Raw genomic sequence first — 19,691 nt, 5'->3', positions numbered from 1 at the left:
GCCTTCTGCCGCCCGGAGCCGCCGGTCCGACTGCCCCGGGAGCGGGGGAGCCGCGCCTAGCGTGAAGGGCACGGAGGCGAGAGGAACCGTTCGCCCCGGTCTCTCGGCCCCTTACCGGAGGAACCCAGAATGCCCCCCAGCGGAACGGACGACCTGCTCGACGGCGGACCCTCTCCCGCCCCCGCCCCGCCCGTGCTCGACCTGTTCGCCCACCAGGTCCGCACCCGCCCCGACGCCCCCGCCCTCGTCCACGCCGACACCCGCCTGACGTACGCGCGGCTCGCCGAGGCCGTGGACGGCAGGGCCCGGGAGCTCGCCGCCCTGGGCGCGGGCCCCGGCCGCCTCGTCGCCCTCCACCGGCCCCGGGGCGTCGACGCGATCGTCGGCCTCCTCGCCGTCCTCACCACCGGCGCCGCCTACCTGCCGCTCGACGTCCAGGCCCCCGACGCCCGCAACGCGGCCATCCTCCGGGACGCCTGCGGCGACCTGGCCCCCACCCCGGCCGAGGTCGCCCGGCACGGCGAACTCGTCCTCGACGGGCCCGGTACGGAGGAGGGCGCCGCCTACGTCATCTACACCTCCGGCTCCACCGGCACCCCGAACGGCGTCGTCGTCGCCCACGACTCCCTCGCCCACTTCGTCGCCGGCGCGACCCCCGCCTACGGCATCGGCCCCGACTCCCGGGTCCTCCAGTTCAGCCCGCTGCACTTCGACGCCAGCGTCCAGGAGGTCTTCCCCACCCTCGGCGCGGGCGGCACCCTCGTCCTGCGCACCGACGACATGCTCGACGTCGGCGAACTCCTCGCCGGCTGCGCGCGCCACGGCATCACCCTCCTCGACCTGCCCGCCGCCTACTGGCACGAGCTCGTCCACGTCCTGACCACCGGCTCCGTCCGCCTCCCGGACCAGCTGCGCACCGTCCTCGTCTACGGCGAGGCCGTCCTGCCCGAGCGGATCGCCCAGTGGCGCGGCCTGGCCGGCGACCGGATCCGCCTCCTCAACGGCTACGGCCCGACCGAGACCACCGTCGTCGCCACCGTCGCCGACCTCACCCGGCACGAGGCGGGCCCCGTCCCCATCGGACGGCCCCTGCCCGGCGTCCGCGCCGCCGTCGTCGCCGGTGAACTCTGGCTCCTGGGCGGCGGACTGACCCGGGGATACCTGCACCGGCCCGAGCTGAACGCCCGCCGCTTCACCACCCTGGACGGCGAGCGCGCCTACCGCACCGGCGACCTCGTCACCGTCGGCGAGGACCGGCAGATCCTCTACCACGGGCGCCTCGACGACGAGGTGAAGATCGGCGGCCAGCGCATCGACCCCGCCGCCGTCGACTCCGTCCTCGCCGGCCACCCCACCGTCCGGGAGGCCGCCGTCGTCGCCCAGCAGGACGCCGAGGGCGTCAAGCGGCTCGTCGCCTTCGTCGTCACCGAGGGCGGCACCGGCGCGGAGGAGCTGCGCGCCCGGGTGCGCGACCGGATGCCGCCCGCGGCCGTGCCCGCCGTCAGCGTCGTCGTCGCCCTGCCCCGCACCAGCTCCGGCAAGATCGACCGGAAGAAGCTCCGCACCACCGCCCCGCGCCTCCCCGTCGTCCACGAGGAGCCCCTGCCGGCCGGGGACCGGGTGCCGCTCTCCCACGCACAGCGGCGCCTCTGGCTGGTCAACCAGTTCGACGGCCCGTCCGCCGCCTACAACATGCCGGTCGTCCTCCACCTGGACGAGGTGCCCGACCGGACCGCCCTGGCCGCCGCCGTCACCGACCTCGCCGAACGGCACGAGGTGCTGCGCACCGTGTTCCTCGCGCCCGACGACGAGCCGTACCAGCACGTCCTGGCCCCCGCCGCCGTCCGGCTCCGCACCGTCGAGTGCCCCGCCGCCGAACTCCCCGACCGGGTCGCCGCCTTCACCGCCGAGACCTTCGACCTCTCCCGCGAACTGCCCCTGCGCGTCGCCCTCTTCGTCCCCGACGAGGGCCCCGGCGCCACCCTCGCCGTCCTGCTCCACCACGTCGCGGGCGACGGCTGGTCCCTCACCCCCCTGATGACCGACCTGGCCCGCGCCCACGCCGCCCGTACCGGAGGCGAAGCCCCCGACTGGGAGCCGCTGCCCGTCCAGTACGCCGACTACACCCTCTGGCAGAACGACGTCCTCGGCACCCCGGACGACCCCGACTCCCTCACCGCCCGGGGCCTCGCCCACTGGCGGGCCGCCCTCGACGGCCTGCCCGAAGCGACCGACCTGCCCCTCGACCGGCCCCGGCCCGCCGTCCGCGACCACGCCGGCGCCCAGGTGACCGCCCTCCTCGGACCCGACGTCCACGCCCGGCTCGTCCGCCTCGCCGAGGAGCACCACGCCAGCGTGCTGATGGTCCTCCAGGCCGCCCTCGGCCTCGCCCTGCGGGCGGCCGGAGCCGGAGACCGGGTCGCCCTCGGCACCCCCGTCGCCGGACGCGACGACGAAGCCCTCGACGACCTGGTCGGCTTCTTCGTCAACACCCTCGTGCTGCCCACCGACACCTCCGGCGGGCCCGCCTTCACCGGCCTCCTGCGACGGGTCCGCGACACCGTCCTCGCCGCCTTCGACCACCAGGGCCTCCCCTTCGACCTCCTCGTCGAGCACCTCAACCCGCCCCGCACGCCCGGCGTCCACCCCCTCTTCCAGGTGATGCTCACCCTGCGCACCACCGGGACCGGCGACGACACGTTCCGGCTCGGCGCGAGCGAGGGCCGGTTCGCCGCGGACGGCCCGGCCACCACCAAGTTCGACCTGACCGCCGCCTGCGAGGAACTCCGCGACGCCGACGGCGCCCCCGCCGGACTGCGGATCGCCCTGGAGTACGCCACGGACGTCCTCGACGAGGACACCGCCCTGCTCCTCCTCGCCGCCCTGGAACGCGCCCTGCGCACCGCCGCCGACCGGCCCGGCGACCCCGTCCCGGACACCGCGCTCGTCACCCCCGCCGACCGGCTCGCCCTCGACGGGCGGCGCGCCCGCACCGCCGCCCGCGCCGTCGAGACCGCCGCCGAGGAGGCCCTGGCCGCCGCGCACGCCGGCACGGAACCGCCCCCGGCCCACGTCGACGTCCTGTGCGAGCTGTTCGCCGAGGTCCTCGGCCTGGACCGGGTGGACCCGCACGAGGGGTTCTTCACCATCGGCGGCCACTCCATGAGCGGCGTCCGCCTCGCCAACCGGATCCGCGCCCGCCTCGGCGCCGACGTCCAGGTCCGCGACCTCCTCCTCGCCCCCACCCCCGAGGCCCTCGCCCGCCGCATCGCCGGCCGCGAGACCGCCCCGGGCCCCGACGGCACCGCCGCGACCCCCCGGCCCCGGCCCGTCCCGCGCCCGGACCGGCCCGCCCGGCTCCCCCTCTCGTACGCCCAGCGCCGCCTGTGGTTCATCGACACCCTCGAAGGCCCCGGCACCTCCTACAACATCCCCCTCGTCCTGCGGCCGGCCGCGCCGCTCGACCCGGACGCCCTCGCCCGGGCGCTCGCCGACCTCTCCGACCGCCACGAGGTGCTCCGCACCCGCTACCGGACCGTCGACGGCGAACCCCACCAGGAGGTCCTGACCGGGGTCCGGCCCCCGCTCGACGTGCGGACCGTCCCTGCCGCGCGGCTCCCCGAAGCCGTCGCCGAAGCCGCCGGACACGTCTTCGACCTGGCCGAGGACACCCCGCTGCGGGCCACCCTCCTGAACACCGGGGAGGACGCGCCCGACGGGCAGGTCCTCGTCCTCCTCGTCCACCACATCGCCGCCGACGGCTGGTCCACCGGCCCCCTCCTCGCCGACCTCACCACCGCCTACCTCGCCCGCGCCGAGGGCCGCGCCCCCGACCGGGAGCCGCTGCCCGTCCAGTACGCCGACTACACCCTCTGGCAGCGCGACCTGACCGAAGGGCCCGCCGCCCGCGACCACCTGGAGTTCTGGGAGAAGACCCTCGCCGGAGCGCCGCCCGTCCTCGAACTGCCCTCCGCCCGGCCCCGGCCCGCCGAGGCCACCCACCGCGGCGGACACGCCCCCGTCGCCCTCGACCCCGCCGCCCACCGGGCCCTGGAGTCCCTGGCCCGGCGCAGCGGCACCACCCTCCTCATGGTCCTCCAGACCGCCCTGGCCGCCGTCCTCACCCGGCACGGCGCCGGCACCGACCTGCCGCTCGCCACCATGACCGCGGGACGCGACGACGAGAACCTGGGCGACCTGGTCGGCTTCTTCGTCAACACCCTGGTGCTGCGCACCGACACCTCCGGCAATCCCACCTTCGCCGAACTCCTCGAACGCGTCCGGCGCGCCGACCTCGCCGCCTACGCCCACCAGGAACTCCCCTTCGACCGCGTCGTCGAACACCTCAACCCCGTCCGCACCACCGCCCACCACCCGCTGGCCCAGGTCGTCGTCCAGCTCCACCACGACTACACCCGCGACGCCCCCGGCGCGGCCGCCGCCCGCGACCTCTTCCGGGAGGGCGGACCCGCCCTCCTCGACACCGTCTCCACCAAGTTCGACCTCACCTTCGCCCTGACCGAGCTGCGGGACGCCGAAGGCCGCCCCGGCGGCCTGACCGGCGGCCTGGAGTACGCCACGGACCTGTTCGACGCCCCCACCGCCGCCCTGCTCGCCGCCCACCTGGACCGCACCCTGCGCGCCGCCGCGACCGACCCCGGCGTACGGATCGGGGACGTCGACCTCCTCACCGACGCCGACCGCCTCCGGCTCGTCGGCGAGCACAACGACACCGCCACCGTGCCGCCCCCGGGGCCGGACACCGTCCACGAGCGGATCGCCCGCCGGGCCGCGCGCACCCCCGACGCCCCCGCGCTCGTCACCGACGACGGGACCGTCGGATACGGCGAACTCGACGCCCGCGCCGACGCGCTCGCCGCCCGCCTCCGCGCGGCCGGGACGCGCCGGGGCGACACCGTCGGCGTCCTCCTCGACCGGGGCGTGCCCCTGGTCGTGACGGCGCTCGCCGTCCTCAAGTGCGGCGCCGCGTACCTCCCGCTGGACCCCCGCCTGCCCGGGGCCAGGATCCGGCTGATGACCGAGGACGCCGGGGCCCGCCTGGTGGCGACCGACACGGCGCGCGCCGCCGCCCTCCCGGCGGGGTTCCCCGCCGCCGTGCTCGACGTCGACGCGCCCGGCACGGCACCGGGGGAGGAGCACCACGAGGACGCCCCCGCCACCGGCGACGACCTGATGTACGTGATGTTCACCTCCGGATCGACGGGCCGGCCCAAGGGCGTCGGCGTCACCCACCGCAACGTCCTCGAACTCGCCGCCGACCGCGACCTCGCCACCGGCGGGCCCCGGCGGATGCTGGTGCACTCCGCGACCGGCTTCGACGCCTCCGTCTTCGAGACGTGGCCGCCGCTGCTCTCCGGCGGCAGCCTCGTGATCATCCCCGGCGACGGCACCGACCTCGCCGAGACCGCCCGCGCCGTCCACCGGCACGGCGTCACCTGCGCCTACTTCACCGTGGGCCTGTTCCACGTCATGGCCGACGAGGGCCTGGACACCCTCCGGGCCCTGCGCGAGGTGTGGACCGGCGGGGACGTCGCCTCCCCGGCCGCCGTGCAGCGGGTCCTCACCCACTGCCCCGACACCGTCCTCGTCCACTCCTACGGACCCACCGAGACCACCTTCGCCTCCCACAACCAGTGGTTCACCACCGGACAGCGCGCCCTGCGGGGCGCCGGCGTCCACCTCGGCCGGCCCATGGACAACACCCGCGGCCACGTCCTCGACGACGCGCTGCGGCCCGTGCCGCCCGGCGTCCCCGGCGAGCTGTACCTCGCGGGCACGCACCTGGCCCGGGGCTACGTCGGCCGCCCCGGCACGACCGCCGAACGGTTCGTCCCCGACCCGTTCGAGAACGACGGCAGCCGCATGTACCGCACCGGCGACCGCGTCCTGTGGACCCCCGACGGCGAACTCCGCTTCCTCGGCCGCGCGGACGGCCAGATCAAGCTGCGCGGCGTACGGATCGAACCCGGCGAGGTCGAGCGGGCGCTCGCCGACCACCCCGCCGTCGGCCAGGCCCTCGCCGTGGTCCGCGAGGACCGGCCCGGCGAGAAGACCCTCGTCGGCTACGCCGTCCCCCGCGCCGGCGGCTCCGTCACCGAGGCCGAACTCCTCGCCGCCGCCCGCGCCACGCTCCCCGAACACCTCGTGCCCTCCGCCGTCGTCGTCCTCGACGCCCTGCCGCTGACCGTCAACGGCAAACCCGACCGCGCGGCCCTCCCCGCCCCCCACCGGCCCGCCCCGGCCGAGGGCGGACGGCGGCCCCGCAACGCGCGCGAGGAGGTGCTGTGCGCCCTGTTCGCCGAGATCCTCGACGTGCCGGAGGTCGGCATCGACGACAACTTCTTCACCCTGGGCGGCCACTCCCTGCTCGGCGTCCGCCTGGTCAACCGGATGCGCGGCGTCCTGGGCGTCGAGCGCACCGTCCGCGACCTCTTCCGGCTGCCGACCCCCGCCGGACTCCTCGGCCCGTACGAAGACGGAGCCGGGAGCGACGACGGTACGGCCGCCGCCCTGGGCGTCCTGCTGCCGCTCAGCACCCGGGGCACCCGCCGCCCGCTGTTCTGCGTGCACCCCGGGACCGGCGTCGGCTGGGCCTACGCGGGCCTCGCCCGCCACCTCGGCGACGACCAGCCGCTGTACGCCCTCCAGGCCCGCGCCCTCAGCGACCCCGGCCACCGGCCGCGCAGCGTCGAGGAGATGGCCGACGACTACCTGGAGCGGATCCGCCGGATCCAGCCCTGGGGCCCCTACCGGCTGCTCGGCTGGTCGTACGGCGGCATCGTCGCCCACACCATGGCGGTACGGCTCCGCGAGGCCGGCGAACGGGTCGAGCTCCTCGCCCTGATGGACGTCCACCAGACCGGACCCGGCAGCGTCTCCGTACTGCCGCCGGAGGAACGGGCGGCGGCACCCGCCGGGGACCTCGCCGAGGCGGTGGCGCGGATCCGCCGCGAGGACCCCGTCCTCGCCGGCTTCTCCGACACCGAGCTCCGGGCGGTGCTGCGGGCCTCCGAGACCCACGCCGGGCTCATGGCCCGGCACGTGCCGGGGGTCGCCGACACCGACGCGGTGTTCTTCACCGCCCGCCGGCCGGGCGAACCGGAAGGCGCCCTCGCCGCCACCTGGATTCCCCACGTCCAGGGAATCGTCGACAATCACACCGTCGAATGCGGGCACCTGGAAATGGCCGGACAAGAACCATTCGCCCACATCGGAAGCATTCTCTCGGAGAAACTCTCCGCCCTGCAGAAGAAGGAAATGAGGAGCCAGTCATGAGCGATTCCGTCAACCCGTTCGACAACGCCGAGGGAACCTTCCACGTCGTCGTGAACGACGAGGGCCAGCACTCCCTGTGGCCGGCCTTCGCGGACGTCCCCGGCGGCTGGACCAGCGTCCACGGCCCCACCGGCCGGGCCGAGGCCCTGGAGTACGTCACCACCCACTGGACCGACATCCGCCCGCGCGGCCTCGTCGCCCAGTACGCCTGACACCGCCCCGCCGGGGGAGACCCGGAAAGGCGCCGCACCCGCTTCCGCAGCGGGACGCGGCGCCTTTCCGTTTTCCGTGGCAAGGGTGCCGGCGCTTCGGCCGCGACATGAAAGTGCCGGTCCTTGCTGCCGGTCCGACTTCCCCTCCGGGGGTGTGCCGAAATCTATTCTTCAGGCATGAAGATTCTCTTGAGCGGAACCGCGTCGGATTCCCATACGTGGAATCTGGTGTACCTCGGTCTCTTCCTCGAGGAGCTGGGGCACGAGGTCGTCGGGCTCGGTCCCTGCGTGGACGCCGAGCTGCTCGCCGCCGCCTGTCTGCGGCACGCTCCCGACGCGGTGGTGCTCAGCAGCGTCAACGGACACGGCTACCGCGACGGCCTCACCGCCGTCCGCCGCCTCCGCGCGGAGCCCGCCCTCGCCGCCGTGCCCGTGGTCCTCGGCGGGAAACTCGGCGTCGCCGGACACCGCCAGGAGGCGGACGTCACCCACCTGACCGAGGCCGGCTGCGACGCGGTCCTCGGCGAGGACCTGGACGCCCTGCGCGCCTTCCTGGCCGCCGGGGCGCGGCGGGCTCCCGCCGCGCCGCGCGGGGAAGCCGTCGGGTCGCTCCGGGAAGCCGTCGGGGCGCGTCCGGAGAGCGGTGGGGCCCGCTCGGAAGTCGTCGGACCTCGGCGGGAAGCCGTCGAATCCCTTCGGGAGGTGCCGGCTTGACCGCCGCCGGTTCCTCCTTCGGGGCGTTCGTCGCGGACTCGGCCGCCGCCGGGCGGCTCGTCGTCCAGCCCCGCATGGGCTTCGGGGACCCGGGCCTGATGCGGGCGGGGCTCGCGCGGACGCGGGCCGCCACCGCCCACACCGTGGGCACCCTGACCGTCGACAGCTACACCCGCGTCGGCGACCTCGCCGCCGCCCGCGCCGCCGTGGCCGAGGGCGCCTCCCTCAACGGCTACCCGATCGCCACCCACACCCCGGAGACCACCCGCGACCTCCTCGAAGGGCTCCACGACGAGGACTTCCCCGTACAGGTCCGCCACGGCTCCGCCCGGCCCGGAACGATCATCGCGGCCCTCACCGCCGCCGGTCTGACCGCCACCGAGGGCGGCCCCGTCTCGTACTGCCTGCCCTACGGCCGCACCCCCCTGCGGGAGTCCGTCGAGGCCTGGGCCCGCGCCTGCGAGCTGTTCGCCGGCACGGCGCGCCCCGGCACCACCCCGCACCTGGAGAGCTTCGGCGGCTGCCTGCTCGGCCAGCTCTGCCCGCCCGGCCTCCTGGTCGCCACCAGCGTCCTGGAGTGCCTGTTCTTCGCCCAGTACGGGCTGCGCAGCGTCTCCCTGAGCTACGCCCAGCAGACCGACCCCGGCCAGGACGAGGAGGCCGTACGGGCCCTGCGCCGCCTCGCCGCCGAATTCCTCCCCGCCGGCGTCGAGCACCACGTCGTCCTCTACACGTACATGGGCGTCTTCCCCCGCACCGAACGGGGCGCCACCCGCCTCCTGGAGGCCTCCGCCCGCCTCGCCGTGCGCTCCGGCGCCGGCCGGCTGATCGTCAAGACCGCCGCCGAGGCGCACCGCATCCCCACCGTCGCGGAGAACGTCCGCGCCCTGGAGACCGCCGCCGCGGCCGCAGCGCTCGCCGGACCCCCGGAATCCGGCCCCGCGACGGACGGGGACGGCGAGGTGTACACGGAGGCCCGCACCCTGATCGAGACCGTCCTCGGCCTCCACCCCGACCTGTCCCGCGCCCTGCCGGACGCCTTCGCCCGGGGACTGCTCGACGTCCCCTTCTGCCTCCACCCCGACAACCCCGGCCGCTCCCGCGGCTTCATCGACCCCGCCGGCCGGCTCCGCTGGGCCCGTACCGGCGCCATGCCGATCCCCGCCGACCCGGCGGCCGACGCCACCCCCCTCACGGCGGACGGCCTGCTCACCGCCCTCCACCACGTCGCCGGCCGCTACGACGGCCCGTGGCACCGCGACGGGGACGAGGACGGCCGCGACCGCCCGCGCGCCGCCCCGCTCACCGTCTGAACGCCCGCCCGTCGCCCGCGCCCGTCCGCACCCACCCGCGCCCGTCACGAACAGGAGTCCCGTCATGGACCAGCCCCGCCCCGCCGACCTGCCGGCCGCACCGGCCGTACCGCCCCCGCTCGGCGAACACCTCCGCTCGCCGCAGTTGCGGACCGCCATGCTCGTCCAGCAGGAAGCCCTCCGGGCCGCCCGCGACTTCCTGTACGGCCAGGGCTTCACCGAACTCCTGCCGCCGCTCGTCGGCCCCGTCACCGACCCCGGCGGGCGCGGCGCCAAGGCCCTGGACGTCGACTACTACGGGCACCCCTACAAGCTGATGACCAGCGCCATCCTCTACAAGCAGGCGTCCCTGCGCGGCTTCCCGAAGCTCTTCTACATCGCTCCCAACGTCCGCGTGGAGCCCGAGGAGACCGCCACCACCGGCCGCCACCTCGTCGAGTTCCACCAGATCGACGTGGAGATCGCCGACGCGAGCCGTGAGGACGCCCAGGAGATCGCCGCCGGGCTGCTCACCCACGTCGCCGAACACGTCTGGACGGCCGTCCCCGACCTCCTCACCGGACTCGGGCGCCAGGAGGGCGACTTCGCCGACGTCCGCGCCGGGAAGTACGACGTCCGCACCCACGACGAGGCCGTGGCCCGCCTCCTGGCCTCCGGCCACCCGCAGAACCCCGACGGCGAGATCGACTGGACCGGCGAGCGGATCCTCTCCCTGGAGAGCGACCGGCCCTTCTTCATCGACGACTACCCCAAGGGCTCCCGGGGCTTCTACGACCGCGAGGACCCCGAACGCCCCGGCGTCCTGCGCAACTTCGACCTGATCGCCCCGCACGGCTACGGCGAACTGGTCTCCGGCAGCGAGCGCGAGTCCGACTACGCCACCATCGTCACCCGCATGAGGGAGAGCGGCGAGAACCCCGCCAAGTACGCCTGGTACCTCAAGGAGGCCCGCGAGGGCATTCCGGCCAGCGCCGGCTTCGGCATGGGCCTCCAGCGCCTGGTCCGCTTCCTCACCGGGCTCGACGCCCTCTGGCAGGTCAGCGCCTACCCGAAGCTCCCCGGGGCGGTGGCCCCGTGACCGGCCTCGACGCCCCCGGCTTCCCCGAGGAGGCCGTACGCGCCCGGGCCCGGGGCGGCACCGCCGAGGTCTTCCCCGACCCCGCCGCGTACGGCACGCGCCTCTTCGGTCCGAGCGGTTCCGCCCCCGGCCCGGGGGACGCCCTCGACCGGGCGCGCATCGTCCCGCCCGTCTTCATGCCCGAGCGGCTGGAGAAGCTCATCGACCTCGCCCGCGAACCGGAGTTCACCGACGTCGACCTCACCACCCGCACCGGCGGCCTCACCGCCCGGCTGCCCCTCTACCTGTCCGCCTTCGGCTCCACCCGCGCCGGCAGCGGCGACCTCGCCGTCCACGCGAGCCGACAGGCCGCCCGCCTCGGCATCCCCATGGTCGTCGGGGAGAACATGATCCCCGTCCACGGCTACCGCCGGGCCGGCGACGCCACCCGCTCCGCCCTCCTCGCCCGCGTCGAGGCCTACCTCGACGCCGCGCCCGACGGCGCCGGCGGCGTCGTCGTCCAGCAGTCCACCGAGGACGCCGACTCCGAGGTCTGGAACCTCCTCTACAGCGACCCCGCCGCCCGCCCCCTCCTGGAGACCGGCCGCCTCGCCTTCGAGCTGAAGACCGGACAGGGCGCCAAGCCCGGCCTCGGGGGCATGACCGTCGTCGACCGGGCCGAGGCGGAGCGGCTCGCCCGCCGCTTCACCGTGCGCGAGGTCTTCGACCCGGAGGGCGCGCGCCAACTGCGCTGCGCCACCCCCGGCACCTTCACCGACGAGATCCTCCGCCAGCAGCTCCGCTTCATGCGCAACAACTTCCCCAAGGCCCGCACCTGGGTGAAGTTCCACCCCGGCCGCGACATCGCCCACGCCGCCCGGACCGCCTGGGAGGCCGGAGCGGACGCCGTCACCGTCGACGGGGCCGAGGGCGGCACCGGCTGGGCCCCGGGCGCCTTCCTCGACCAGGTCGGCCTGCCCCTCGGCGAATGCCTGCGCCGCGTCGGGCGCCCCGCCGGGTGCCTCCTCGCCAGCGGGGGCATGTGGGAGGGCGGCCGCGTCCTGCGCGCCCTCGCCCTCGGCGCCACCGCCGCCGGCCTCGGCCGGGCCGCGCTCGTCGCCGTCGACGAGGACCCCGAGCACGGCCTGGAACGCCTCGTCGAGAGCATCGCCCTCGAACTGCGGCTGCTCGTCAGCGCGTTGGGCAAGTACAGCGTGACCGCCCTCGGGCCCGAGGACCTGTGGTGGCCCGACGGCCACCCGGCCGTCCCGTCCCCCGGCCTTCCGGCCGGGGTGACACCGTGACCGCGCGCCGGCCGCGCGGCTGCCGCACCGTGCACGCCCGCTTCTCCGTACGGGAGCTGCCCGGCATCGCCGTGACCGCCCCCGACGAGCGGGCCGCGGCGGCGGCCCGGCACAGCGCGCAGCGCGCCCTCACGGAGGCGGGCCGGGGCCACCTCGGCGGCCGCGTCGAACTCCGCACCCCCCGGACCGCCGCCCGGTCCCCGCGGGGCCGCCGCGCGGTACGCCGTGCCGCCGACCGCGCGGTGGCCCTCGCCGTCGCCGCGTACCTCCGCGGCGACACCGGAACCGCCCACGTCCCGATCCCTCCACCACCCATGACCCGGACGTCCCCACCCTGACGGGGCCGCCCACCTCGGGCCCGCCCTACCAGGGGCCCGCCCTGACCGGGTCCGCCCGGCCTGGGACCCCTCCTGACCGAGACCCGACCCGACCGAACCCGATCAGGGGCCGCCCGGCCCGAGGTCTGTGCTGACCGAGACCTGTCCGACCCCGGACATACCCGACTCCAGAAATACCCGATCCGGGACCCACCCAGGGCCCGCACAACGGCCCGAGGCGTCCACCGGACCGCCCCCCCCGTACACCCGCGTGCCCGCACGCGCCCGCCTCCTCCGACGACAGAAAGCCGACCCCATGGGAACGACGACCCCCGCCCCGCCCGGTGACAAGCCCTTCGTCGACTGGCCGCGCGTCAGCAGCCTCGTCGTCGGCCAGGCCGCCGTTCAGGCGGGCAGCTTCGCCCTGCTGATCGCCATGAGCTGGACCGCGGTCCAGCTGGGCGGCCGCGGTGCCGTCACGGCCGTCACCCTCGCCGCCACCCTCCCGCGCGCCCTGCTGCTCCTGTTCGGCGGCGCCCTCACCGACGTGCTCGGGCCCCGGGCCGTCCTGCTCCGCGCGACGAGCGTCCGCGTCGCCGTCCTCGCGGCCGGGGCGCTCGTCACCGTCACCACCGAGAGCCTGTGGCCGCTGATCGCCATCGCCCTCGTCGACGGCGCCCTGCTCGGCCTCACCGGCCCGGCCTCCGGGGTCCTGCTGCCCCGCCTCGCCTCCCAGGAGCAGCTCGGCCGGGCCAACTCCCTCTTCTCCATGGTGCTGCGCCTGGCCCCCATCGCCGGATCGCCGCTCGGGGCCTGGCTCGTCATCGCCGGCGGCCTCCCCGGCGCCATCGCGGCGGCCGCGATCGGCTGCGTCGTCTGGCTGGGGTGCGCCGCCCACGTGACCCACGGCATGACCCGCCCCGCCCGCGTCCCGCAGGGGCCCTCCCTCCTGGCCCGGTCCGGCGACGGCTTCCGCCTCCTGGCCGCCCACCGGCGCCTGCGGTGGATGTTCGTCGCCTGCTTCTGCATGGACCTGGCGTTCCTGTGGCCGGCCGAGGTCGCCCTGCCCCTGCGCGCCGCCGACCGGGGCTGGGGCATCGGCGCCGTCGCCCTGGTCCTGGCCGCCTTCAGCGCCGGCGCGCTCGCGTCCGCCGCCCTCGGCGCGGCCCTCGCCCACCGCATCCCGGCCCACGCCAAGCTCGTGGTGACCGGAACCGGCCTCGCGGCCGGCATGGCGGCCATGGCGCTCGTCCCCACCGCCCCCGTGCTCGCCGCCACGGCCGGCGCCGTCGGACTCCTCTCCGGCCTCAACGGGCCCGCCCTCGTCACCGCCTACCAACAGGCCGTCCCCGAAGGCCGGATGGGCGCCGCGATGTCCACCTTCACCCTCTCCGGCATCGGCGCGGCGCCGCTCTCCCTGGCCGTCTTCACCCCCGTCTCGCTGCACCTCGGGGTGACCGGGACCTGGCTGCTGTGCGCGGGCCTCGCCCTCCTCTCCCCGGTCGCCGCCGCCCTCGCCCTGCGCGGCGACAAGAGCGGCGACGGCACGGAACCGGACGCCCCCCGTGCCGACGACCGCGTCCGTACCGTCCCGGAGCCCACCGCCACTTCCGTGTGAGGCAGACATGACCCAGCCGGTTCTCCCACCCACCCTCCGACCACCCACCCTTCGACCGCCCGCCCCTCCGCCTTCCGCCCCTCCGTCCTCCGCCCCCCTGGTCCCCGCCGTGCTCCCGCTCCTCACCACGGCCCTGCCCGGCCTCCCCGGCCTCCGGCCCGCGCGGCCGCAGCTGTGGCTGGTGGCCACCGGGACGCACCAGGAGACCGTCGGCCGGTACGCGTCCCTCCTCCTGGACGGGACAGAGCTGACCCGCGCCGGGGAGTTCCGCCGGCCCGGCGACCGGGCCACCTACCTGTGCGCCCACGCGGGGCTGCGCCGGCTGCTCGGCGCCCATCTGGGGATCGCGCCCCGGGCCGTGTCGGTCGCCCGGGCACCGTGCCCCTGCTGCGGCGAGCCGCACGGCCGTCCCGTACTCCCGGACGGGCGCCTGCACTTCTCGCTCTCGCACTGCGAGGGACTGAGCCTGATCGCCCTCGCGTCCACGCCGGTCGGGGTGGACATCGAACGGGTGCCGCCGCCGCACACGGTCGCGGAGGCCGGTGAGGTGCTCCACCCGGCGGAGGCGGCGGAGCTCACCGCCCTCGCCCCGGCCCGCAGGCCCGACGCGTTCGCCCGCGTCTGGACCAGGAAGGAGGCGTATCTGAAGGGGCTCGGGATCGGCCTGGGCGCCGACCCGTCGGCCGACTACGTGGGCGCGGGGCCCGTCCCCGCCGCCCCGGCCGGATGGCTCCTCGCCGACGTCCTCGTCCCGGACGGCCACCACGCGGCGGTGGCCCTCCGCCTGTGACGCCCGGGCCGCCCGCCCCTCCACGGAGGGCGCGGGCGGCCCGGACGGGAAAACGGCCCGTCGCGTTCTCCGCCTCGGGAACCATTCGCCGCGCCGTGCGCTACTCCTGAGGTCGGACACGATCGTGACCCGGCGGAGGATTCGTCCAACTTCCGTATGAGCAAGGGTGCATGAGACCGGATCATCCACCTCCCGCAAGGATCTGACCCACGGTGAGAAACAGGCGAACAGCATCCCTCGTGGCCATGGGCGTCGCCGCGACGCTCCTGCCCGCCCTCACGCCCGCCGCCGCCTCCGCGGCCGCCCCGGCGTTCCGGGCGGCGGCCGCCGCCGATCCCCTGAAGCAGTACACGCAGCAGAAGCCGAAGTGGAAGCGCTGCGACGCCCAGACCCCGGCGAACTTCGAGTGCGCGACGATCAAGGTGCCGCTCGACTACGGCCGCCCGGACGGCGGGAAGCTCGACGTCGCGATCTCCCGGACGAGGGCGACCAGCGCCAAGGACCGGCGCGGCGTCCTGCTCCTCAACCCCGGCGGCCCCGGCGGCATCGGCCTCGACATGCCCCTGTACCTGGCGTCGGAGCTGCCCGACGCCGTGAAGAAGCGGTACGACCTGATCGGGTTCGACCCCCGGGGCGTCGGCCAGAGCTCCCCGGTGGGCTGCGGCCTGAACGACGACGACCTCAACTGGCAACGCCCCTACAAGGCCGAGACGTTCGACAAGGACGTCCGCTGGGCGCGGACCGTCGCCGAGAAGTGCCGGAAGCGCAACGGGGCCGTACTGCCCCACCTCAGCACCCGCAACACCGCGCGGGACATGGACGTGATCCGCGCCGTCCTCGGCGAGAAGAGGATCTCGTACCTGGGCTACTCCTACGGCACCTACCTGGGCGCGGTCTACGCGCAGCTGTTCCCGAAGGGGGCCGACCGGTTCGTGCTCGACAGCGCGGCCGACCCCGAGCGGATCTGGCGGGGCATGATCCAGGTGTGGGCGGAGGGCGCGGAGCCGGCGTTCACGCGGTGGACCGAGTGGACCGCCGCGCGGAACGCCACGTACGGGCTGGGCAGCACCCCGGCCGAGGTCCGCGCGACCTTCTGGAACCTGGTCGCCGGGGCGAACCGCAAGCCCATAGCCTTCGACGGCCTGCTCCTGTCCGGTGACGACATCCGCTCCTGGCGGGCCATGTTCTTCTACGTGGCGGACGCCGCCGAGACGGTCGCCCAACTCAGGGATGCCGCCGCCGGAAAGGCCCCGACCGCCGCCCCGTCGCGGAGCGGCCCGCCGACCGCCCCCGCCCGGCCGTCCTTCGCCCGCTCCGTCCCGGCCGACAACGGGGACGCGAGCTTCTGGTCCGTGGTGTGCGCCGACACCCGCGCCTGGCCGCGCGACCCGGAGCAGTACCGCCGCGACGCGATCCGCGACAAGGCCGCCTACCCGCTGTACGGCGACTTCGCGTCCCACATCAAGCCCTGCGCGTTCTGGGGGCAGGGCGCGGAGCCGGCCACCAAGGTGAACAACACCGTCCGCGCGCTCGTCCTGCAGAACGAGTGGGACTCCCAGACGCCGCTGGTCAGCGGCCAGGGGATGCGCCGGGCCATGAAGGGCTCCCGGATGATCACCGTCCTGGACGGGGTGGGGCACGGCGTCTACGGCTCCGGGTCCTGCGCCGACAAGTTCACCACCGCCTACCTGGTGACGGGCCGGCTGCCGCTCAAGGACCTGACCTGCCGGACCCCGGCGAACCAGCGGCTCGACGGCCTGCGGCTCCCGCCGACGGCGCTCCCGGGCCTTCCGGCCCTGCCGGGTCTCCCGGGCCTCCCCGGCCTTCCTGGCCGGCAGGACCGCTTCTGACCGGTTCCGCACGGGCGGCGCCGGTGGGGGAGCCCCCGCGCCGCCCACGACGAAGCCTCCTTTCCGCCCGGAGTCCCCGGGCGGAAAGGAGGCTTCGGGTCACGCCGGGTCGAAGAGCGCCGTGAGGGCCGCCCGCAGCACCTCCTCCGGGTCCTCCACGGCCTCCTCGGAGCGCCACGCGACGAAGCCGTCGGGCCGGACGAGGACCGCCCCGCCCTCCGTGACCCCGTGGAGTTCCGCCCAGTCCGTGCCGGGCTCCGGGACCAGCTCGGCGTCCGGCCCCGCGCCGATCCGGTACGAGACGAGCGGCACCGGCAGCCGCTCCGCGACCCGGGCCGCCGCGGCGTGCCACGCGCCCGTGCCGCCCGCCGAACTCAGCAGCACCGGGAACCGCTCGTACAGGTCGAGGGCGGAGATCCGGTCGCCGGACCGGTCCAGCCACAGGTGGGGCGACCGGGTCCCCGGCTCGCCCGTGAGGCGCAGCCCGTCGGGCACGACCGGCAGCGTTCCGTCGGCGCCCAGGACCGCGCCCCGCGGATAGCGGTAGCCCAGGACCACGTTGAGGATGCCGCCCTTCCGGCCCGCCGGGGCGACGCCGGGATCGGGGGCGTACCCCGGGTGGCTGTGCTCGACCGAACGGGCCGAGGCGCGGGCGCTGGTCGCCTCCGCGACCGGGCGGCGCTCCGCGTCGTAGGACGCGAGCAGGCCGGGACCGGCCCAGCCGTCCAGGACCGCGGACAGCTTCCAGGCCAGGTTGTGGGCGTCCTGGATGCCGGTGTTGGAGCCGAAGGCCCCGGTCGGCGGCATCTCGTGGGCCGAGTCGCCGGCCAGGAACACCCGCCCCTCCGCGTACCGTTCGGCCGTCCGCTGGGCGGCGTGCCAGGGGGCCCGGCCGGTGATCTCCACGTCGAGGTCCGGCACGCCCACGGCCCGCCGGATCTGCTCCCGGCACCGCTCGTCGGTGAACTCCTCCAGGGTCTCGCCGCGCTCGGGGTGCCAGGGCGCGTGGAACACCCAGCGCTCCCGGTTGTCGACCGGCAGGAGGGCCCCGTCGGCCCCCGGGTCCGTCAGGTAGCAGACGATGAAGCGCCGGTCGCCGACGACGTCCGTGAGGTTCCGCGAGGTGAAGGTGACGCTCACGTTGTGGAACAGGTCGCCGGGGCCGTTCTGCCCGATGCCGAGCCGTTCGCGCACGGGGCTGCGCGGGCCGTCCGCCGCGACGAGGTAGTCGGCGCGGAAGGTGGTGTGCTCGCCCGTCTCGCGGCTCTTGACCCGGGCGGTCACCCCTTCGGCGTCCTGCTCGAAGGACATCAGCTCCGTCGCGTAGCGCAGGTCCCCGCCCAGTTCGAGGGCGGTCTCCCGCAGCACGGGCTCCAGGTCGTTCTGGCTGCACAGGCACCATTCGGCGGGGCTGAAGCGGGCGAGGCCGCCGCCGGGGTCGATCTCCCGGAACAGCCACTCGCCGGCGTCCCCGGCCAGGCTCGGCGCCTGGAGGATGCCGTTGTTGCCGGACAGGACCGATGCGGCGTCCCGGATGCGCGGCCGCACTCCGGCGCCCCGGAACAGTTCCATCGTGCGGACGTTGTTGCCGCGCCCGCGCGGATGGATCGAGGTGCCGGCGTGGCGCTCGACGAGCACGTGCGGCACGCCGAGGCGTCCGAGGAAGAGCGAGGCGGACAGTCCGACCAGAGAGCCGCCGACGATGAGGACGGACGTGCGGTGGACGACCTCGCCGGACCCTTCGAATCGGTTCATCGAGTGCCTCCAGCGTCACCTGTGACGCGAGTCGGGGGTGGGATGGAGATCCATGCCCTCCGGAAACCGCTTCGCGCGTCCGGGGCACCCGAATGACGCGCGGTTCACTCATCCGCCCCGTGGAACTCGCGCGACCCGCGGGGACGCGCAGACGATCGGCACATGACGACCCCTGCCCCTCGGCACGGCGGTCCCCTCCCGGCTTCCCCGAAGCGGATTCCCGAAGAAGATCCGAAGAAGATCCGAAGAAGCCCCCCAGGAAACTCCCGAAGAAAGAAGAGGTGCGCCGGATGACCGTTTCGGCACGTGTCTCGCAATCGGCGTTCGACGGCTCCAGGCTGCGCGTGATCCTGCTGCTCGACCTGTACGAAGGCGCCCAGCAGCAGTTCCTCGAAGCGTACGAGCTGATGCGCAAGCAGGTCGCCGCCGTCCCCGGACACATCAGCGACCAGCTCTGCCAGTCCATCGAGAACCCCTCGCAGTGGCTCATCACCAGCGAGTGGGAGAGCGCCCCGCCCTTCCTCGCCTGGGTGAACAGCGAGGACCACGTCGAGGTCGTCAAGCCGATGCACAGCTGCGTCCGGGACACCCGCTCGATGCGCTACAGCGTCCTGCGGGAGACCGGCGGCGGCCGGCCGCTCGCCGAGGACGCGGCGCCGGCGGACCTCCAGGTCGCGGCCCGCGAGGGCGACGGCGTGGCCCGCCACGCCCTGACCTTCACCGTCAAGCCGGGCTCGGAGTCCAAGGTCGCGGAGATCCTCGCCGGCTACGACTCGCCCCGCGCCCAGGTCGACGAGAACACCCGGCTGCGCCGCACCTCCCTCTTCATGCACGGCAACCGCGTCGTGCGGGCCGTGGAGGTCGAGGGCGACCTCCTCGCGGCCCTGCGCCACGTCGCCCGCCAGCCCGAGGTCCGCGCCGTCGAGGAGGCCCTCAACCCGTACCTGGAGCAGGAGCGGGACCTCACCGACCCCGAGTCGGCCCGCGTCTTCTTCACCCGGGCCGCGCTCCCGGCCGTGCACCACGTGGTGGCCGACCGGCCCGCCCCGGCCGGCCTGCGGCGCCACGCGCTGTACTACCCGGCGAAGGAGGGCCGCGGGATGGACCTGGCCCGGCTGCTCGCCCACCAGGACGCCGCCGCGGCCGACGACCCGGACAGCCCGGTGTACGGCAGCACCGTCTTCCACCGCGACGACATCGTGGTGCGCCTCGTCGACGTCACCGGCGACCTCGACCTCGACCCCGTCGCCTCCCTCGGCCTCAAGGGCCCCGGGAAGGCCGCGGAACTCGAAGCCCTCCTCGACGGCGCCGCGATCGGCGTCGAGGGCTCCCTGACGACGGACCGCAACATCAACCGGCTCCTGTCGCACGCCGACATGCTGCCCGTCACCGACCGCACCTCGGCGGACTCCTGACCGACGGCCGCGGCCCCGCCCGGACGCCACCGCCCCACCCGGAGGTATCA

The 19,691-nt window shown here is 75.5% G+C and carries 11 protein-coding genes and 1 pseudogene; 11 read left to right on the top strand and 1 reads right to left on the bottom strand.

The annotated features are described in order from the left end of the window. Positions 1 to 129: 129 nt before the first annotated feature. The 10 genes and pseudogenes from ACIQVI_RS21255 (at position 130) to ACIQVI_RS21210 (ending at position 16,471) form a co-directional block, all read left to right on the top strand. The gene (locus ACIQVI_RS21255; RefSeq protein ID WP_403598027.1) at positions 130 to 7,296 is read left to right on the top strand and encodes an amino acid adenylation domain-containing protein; all 7,167 of its coding nucleotides are present in this window, start codon (positions 130 to 132) and stop codon (positions 7,294 to 7,296) included. Beyond that, positions 7,293 to 7,508 (top strand): MbtH family protein, encoded by a 216-nt coding sequence (locus ACIQVI_RS21250; protein ID WP_053640767.1) that lies wholly within the window; start codon positions 7,293 to 7,295, stop codon positions 7,506 to 7,508. The genes ACIQVI_RS21255 and ACIQVI_RS21250 overlap by 4 nt, the downstream gene beginning before the upstream one ends. A gap of 177 nt (positions 7,509 to 7,685) precedes the next feature. Further along, positions 7,686 to 8,078, top strand: a pseudogene (locus tag ACIQVI_RS21245) (cobalamin B12-binding domain-containing protein); the annotation flags it as partial. A 140-nt stretch (positions 8,079 to 8,218) separates the two neighbouring features. After that, positions 8,219 to 9,535: a methylaspartate mutase gene (locus ACIQVI_RS21240; RefSeq protein WP_403598024.1), complete on the top strand. Its 1,317-nt coding sequence runs from the start codon at positions 8,219 to 8,221 to the stop codon at positions 9,533 to 9,535. 64 nt (positions 9,536 to 9,599) lie between these two features. Beyond that, positions 9,600 to 10,613, top strand: coding sequence for an asparagine synthetase A (locus tag ACIQVI_RS21235; protein WP_351972805.1), 1,014 nt, complete (start codon positions 9,600 to 9,602; stop codon positions 10,611 to 10,613). Continuing rightward, positions 10,610 to 11,896: a glutamate synthase-related protein gene (locus ACIQVI_RS21230; RefSeq protein ID WP_403598021.1), complete on the top strand. Its 1,287-nt coding sequence runs from the start codon at positions 10,610 to 10,612 to the stop codon at positions 11,894 to 11,896. The genes ACIQVI_RS21235 and ACIQVI_RS21230 overlap by 4 nt, the downstream gene beginning before the upstream one ends. Further along, entirely contained in the window at positions 11,893 to 12,234 is a 342-nt protein-coding gene (locus ACIQVI_RS21225; RefSeq protein WP_403598018.1) for a hypothetical protein, read from the top strand. The genes ACIQVI_RS21230 and ACIQVI_RS21225 overlap by 4 nt, the downstream gene beginning before the upstream one ends. 295 nt (positions 12,235 to 12,529) lie before the next feature. Beyond that, positions 12,530 to 13,831: an MFS transporter gene (locus ACIQVI_RS21220; protein WP_403598015.1), complete on the top strand. Its 1,302-nt coding sequence runs from the start codon at positions 12,530 to 12,532 to the stop codon at positions 13,829 to 13,831. Between the two features lie 109 nt (positions 13,832 to 13,940). Next, entirely contained in the window at positions 13,941 to 14,621 is a 681-nt protein-coding gene (locus tag ACIQVI_RS21215) for a 4'-phosphopantetheinyl transferase family protein (protein WP_403598012.1), read from the top strand. 212 nt (positions 14,622 to 14,833) lie between these two features. Then, positions 14,834 to 16,471 carry an alpha/beta hydrolase gene (locus ACIQVI_RS21210; RefSeq protein ID WP_403598009.1) on the top strand — a complete coding sequence of 546 codons (1,638 nt, stop codon included), beginning with the start codon at positions 14,834 to 14,836 and terminating at the stop codon, positions 16,469 to 16,471. A gap of 99 nt (positions 16,472 to 16,570) precedes the next feature. Here ACIQVI_RS21210 and ACIQVI_RS21205 read toward each other — a convergent pair whose 3' ends face one another. Continuing rightward, positions 16,571 to 18,226: an FAD-dependent oxidoreductase gene (locus ACIQVI_RS21205; protein WP_403598006.1), complete on the bottom strand. Its 1,656-nt coding sequence runs from the start codon at positions 18,224 to 18,226 to the stop codon at positions 16,571 to 16,573. 290 nt (positions 18,227 to 18,516) lie between these two features. On the opposite strand from ACIQVI_RS21205, the gene ACIQVI_RS21200 reads away from it, so the two are divergent. After that, positions 18,517 to 19,641: a TcmI family type II polyketide cyclase gene (locus tag ACIQVI_RS21200; RefSeq protein ID WP_351972926.1), complete on the top strand. Its 1,125-nt coding sequence runs from the start codon at positions 18,517 to 18,519 to the stop codon at positions 19,639 to 19,641. The last annotated feature ends 50 nt before the right edge of the window (positions 19,642 to 19,691 follow it).

This window comes from Streptomyces sp. NPDC098101 (assembly GCF_044760185.1).
Classification (GTDB): Bacteria; Actinomycetota; Actinomycetes; order Streptomycetales; family Streptomycetaceae; genus Streptomyces.
Note: the sequence above shows the minus strand (reverse complement) of the source record. Positions and strands in the feature narration are given on the sequence as shown.

Bases quoted from the DNA above. Each gene is read 5' to 3' on its own strand.
- ACIQVI_RS21255 (WP_403598027.1), top strand. From the start codon at position 130: ATGCCCCCCAGCGGAACGGACGACCTGCTCGACGGCGGACCCTCTCCC.
- ACIQVI_RS21250 (WP_053640767.1), top strand. From the start codon at position 7,293: ATGAGCGATTCCGTCAACCCGTTCGACAACGCCGAGGGAACCTTCCAC.
- ACIQVI_RS21235 (WP_351972805.1), top strand. From the start codon at position 9,600: ATGGACCAGCCCCGCCCCGCCGACCTGCCGGCCGCACCGGCCGTACCG.
- ACIQVI_RS21220 (WP_403598015.1), top strand. From the start codon at position 12,530: ATGGGAACGACGACCCCCGCCCCGCCCGGTGACAAGCCCTTCGTCGAC.
- ACIQVI_RS21205 (WP_403598006.1), bottom strand. From the start codon at position 18,226: ATGAACCGATTCGAAGGGTCCGGCGAGGTCGTCCACCGCACGTCCGTC.
- ACIQVI_RS21200 (WP_351972926.1), top strand. From the start codon at position 18,517: ATGACCGTTTCGGCACGTGTCTCGCAATCGGCGTTCGACGGCTCCAGG.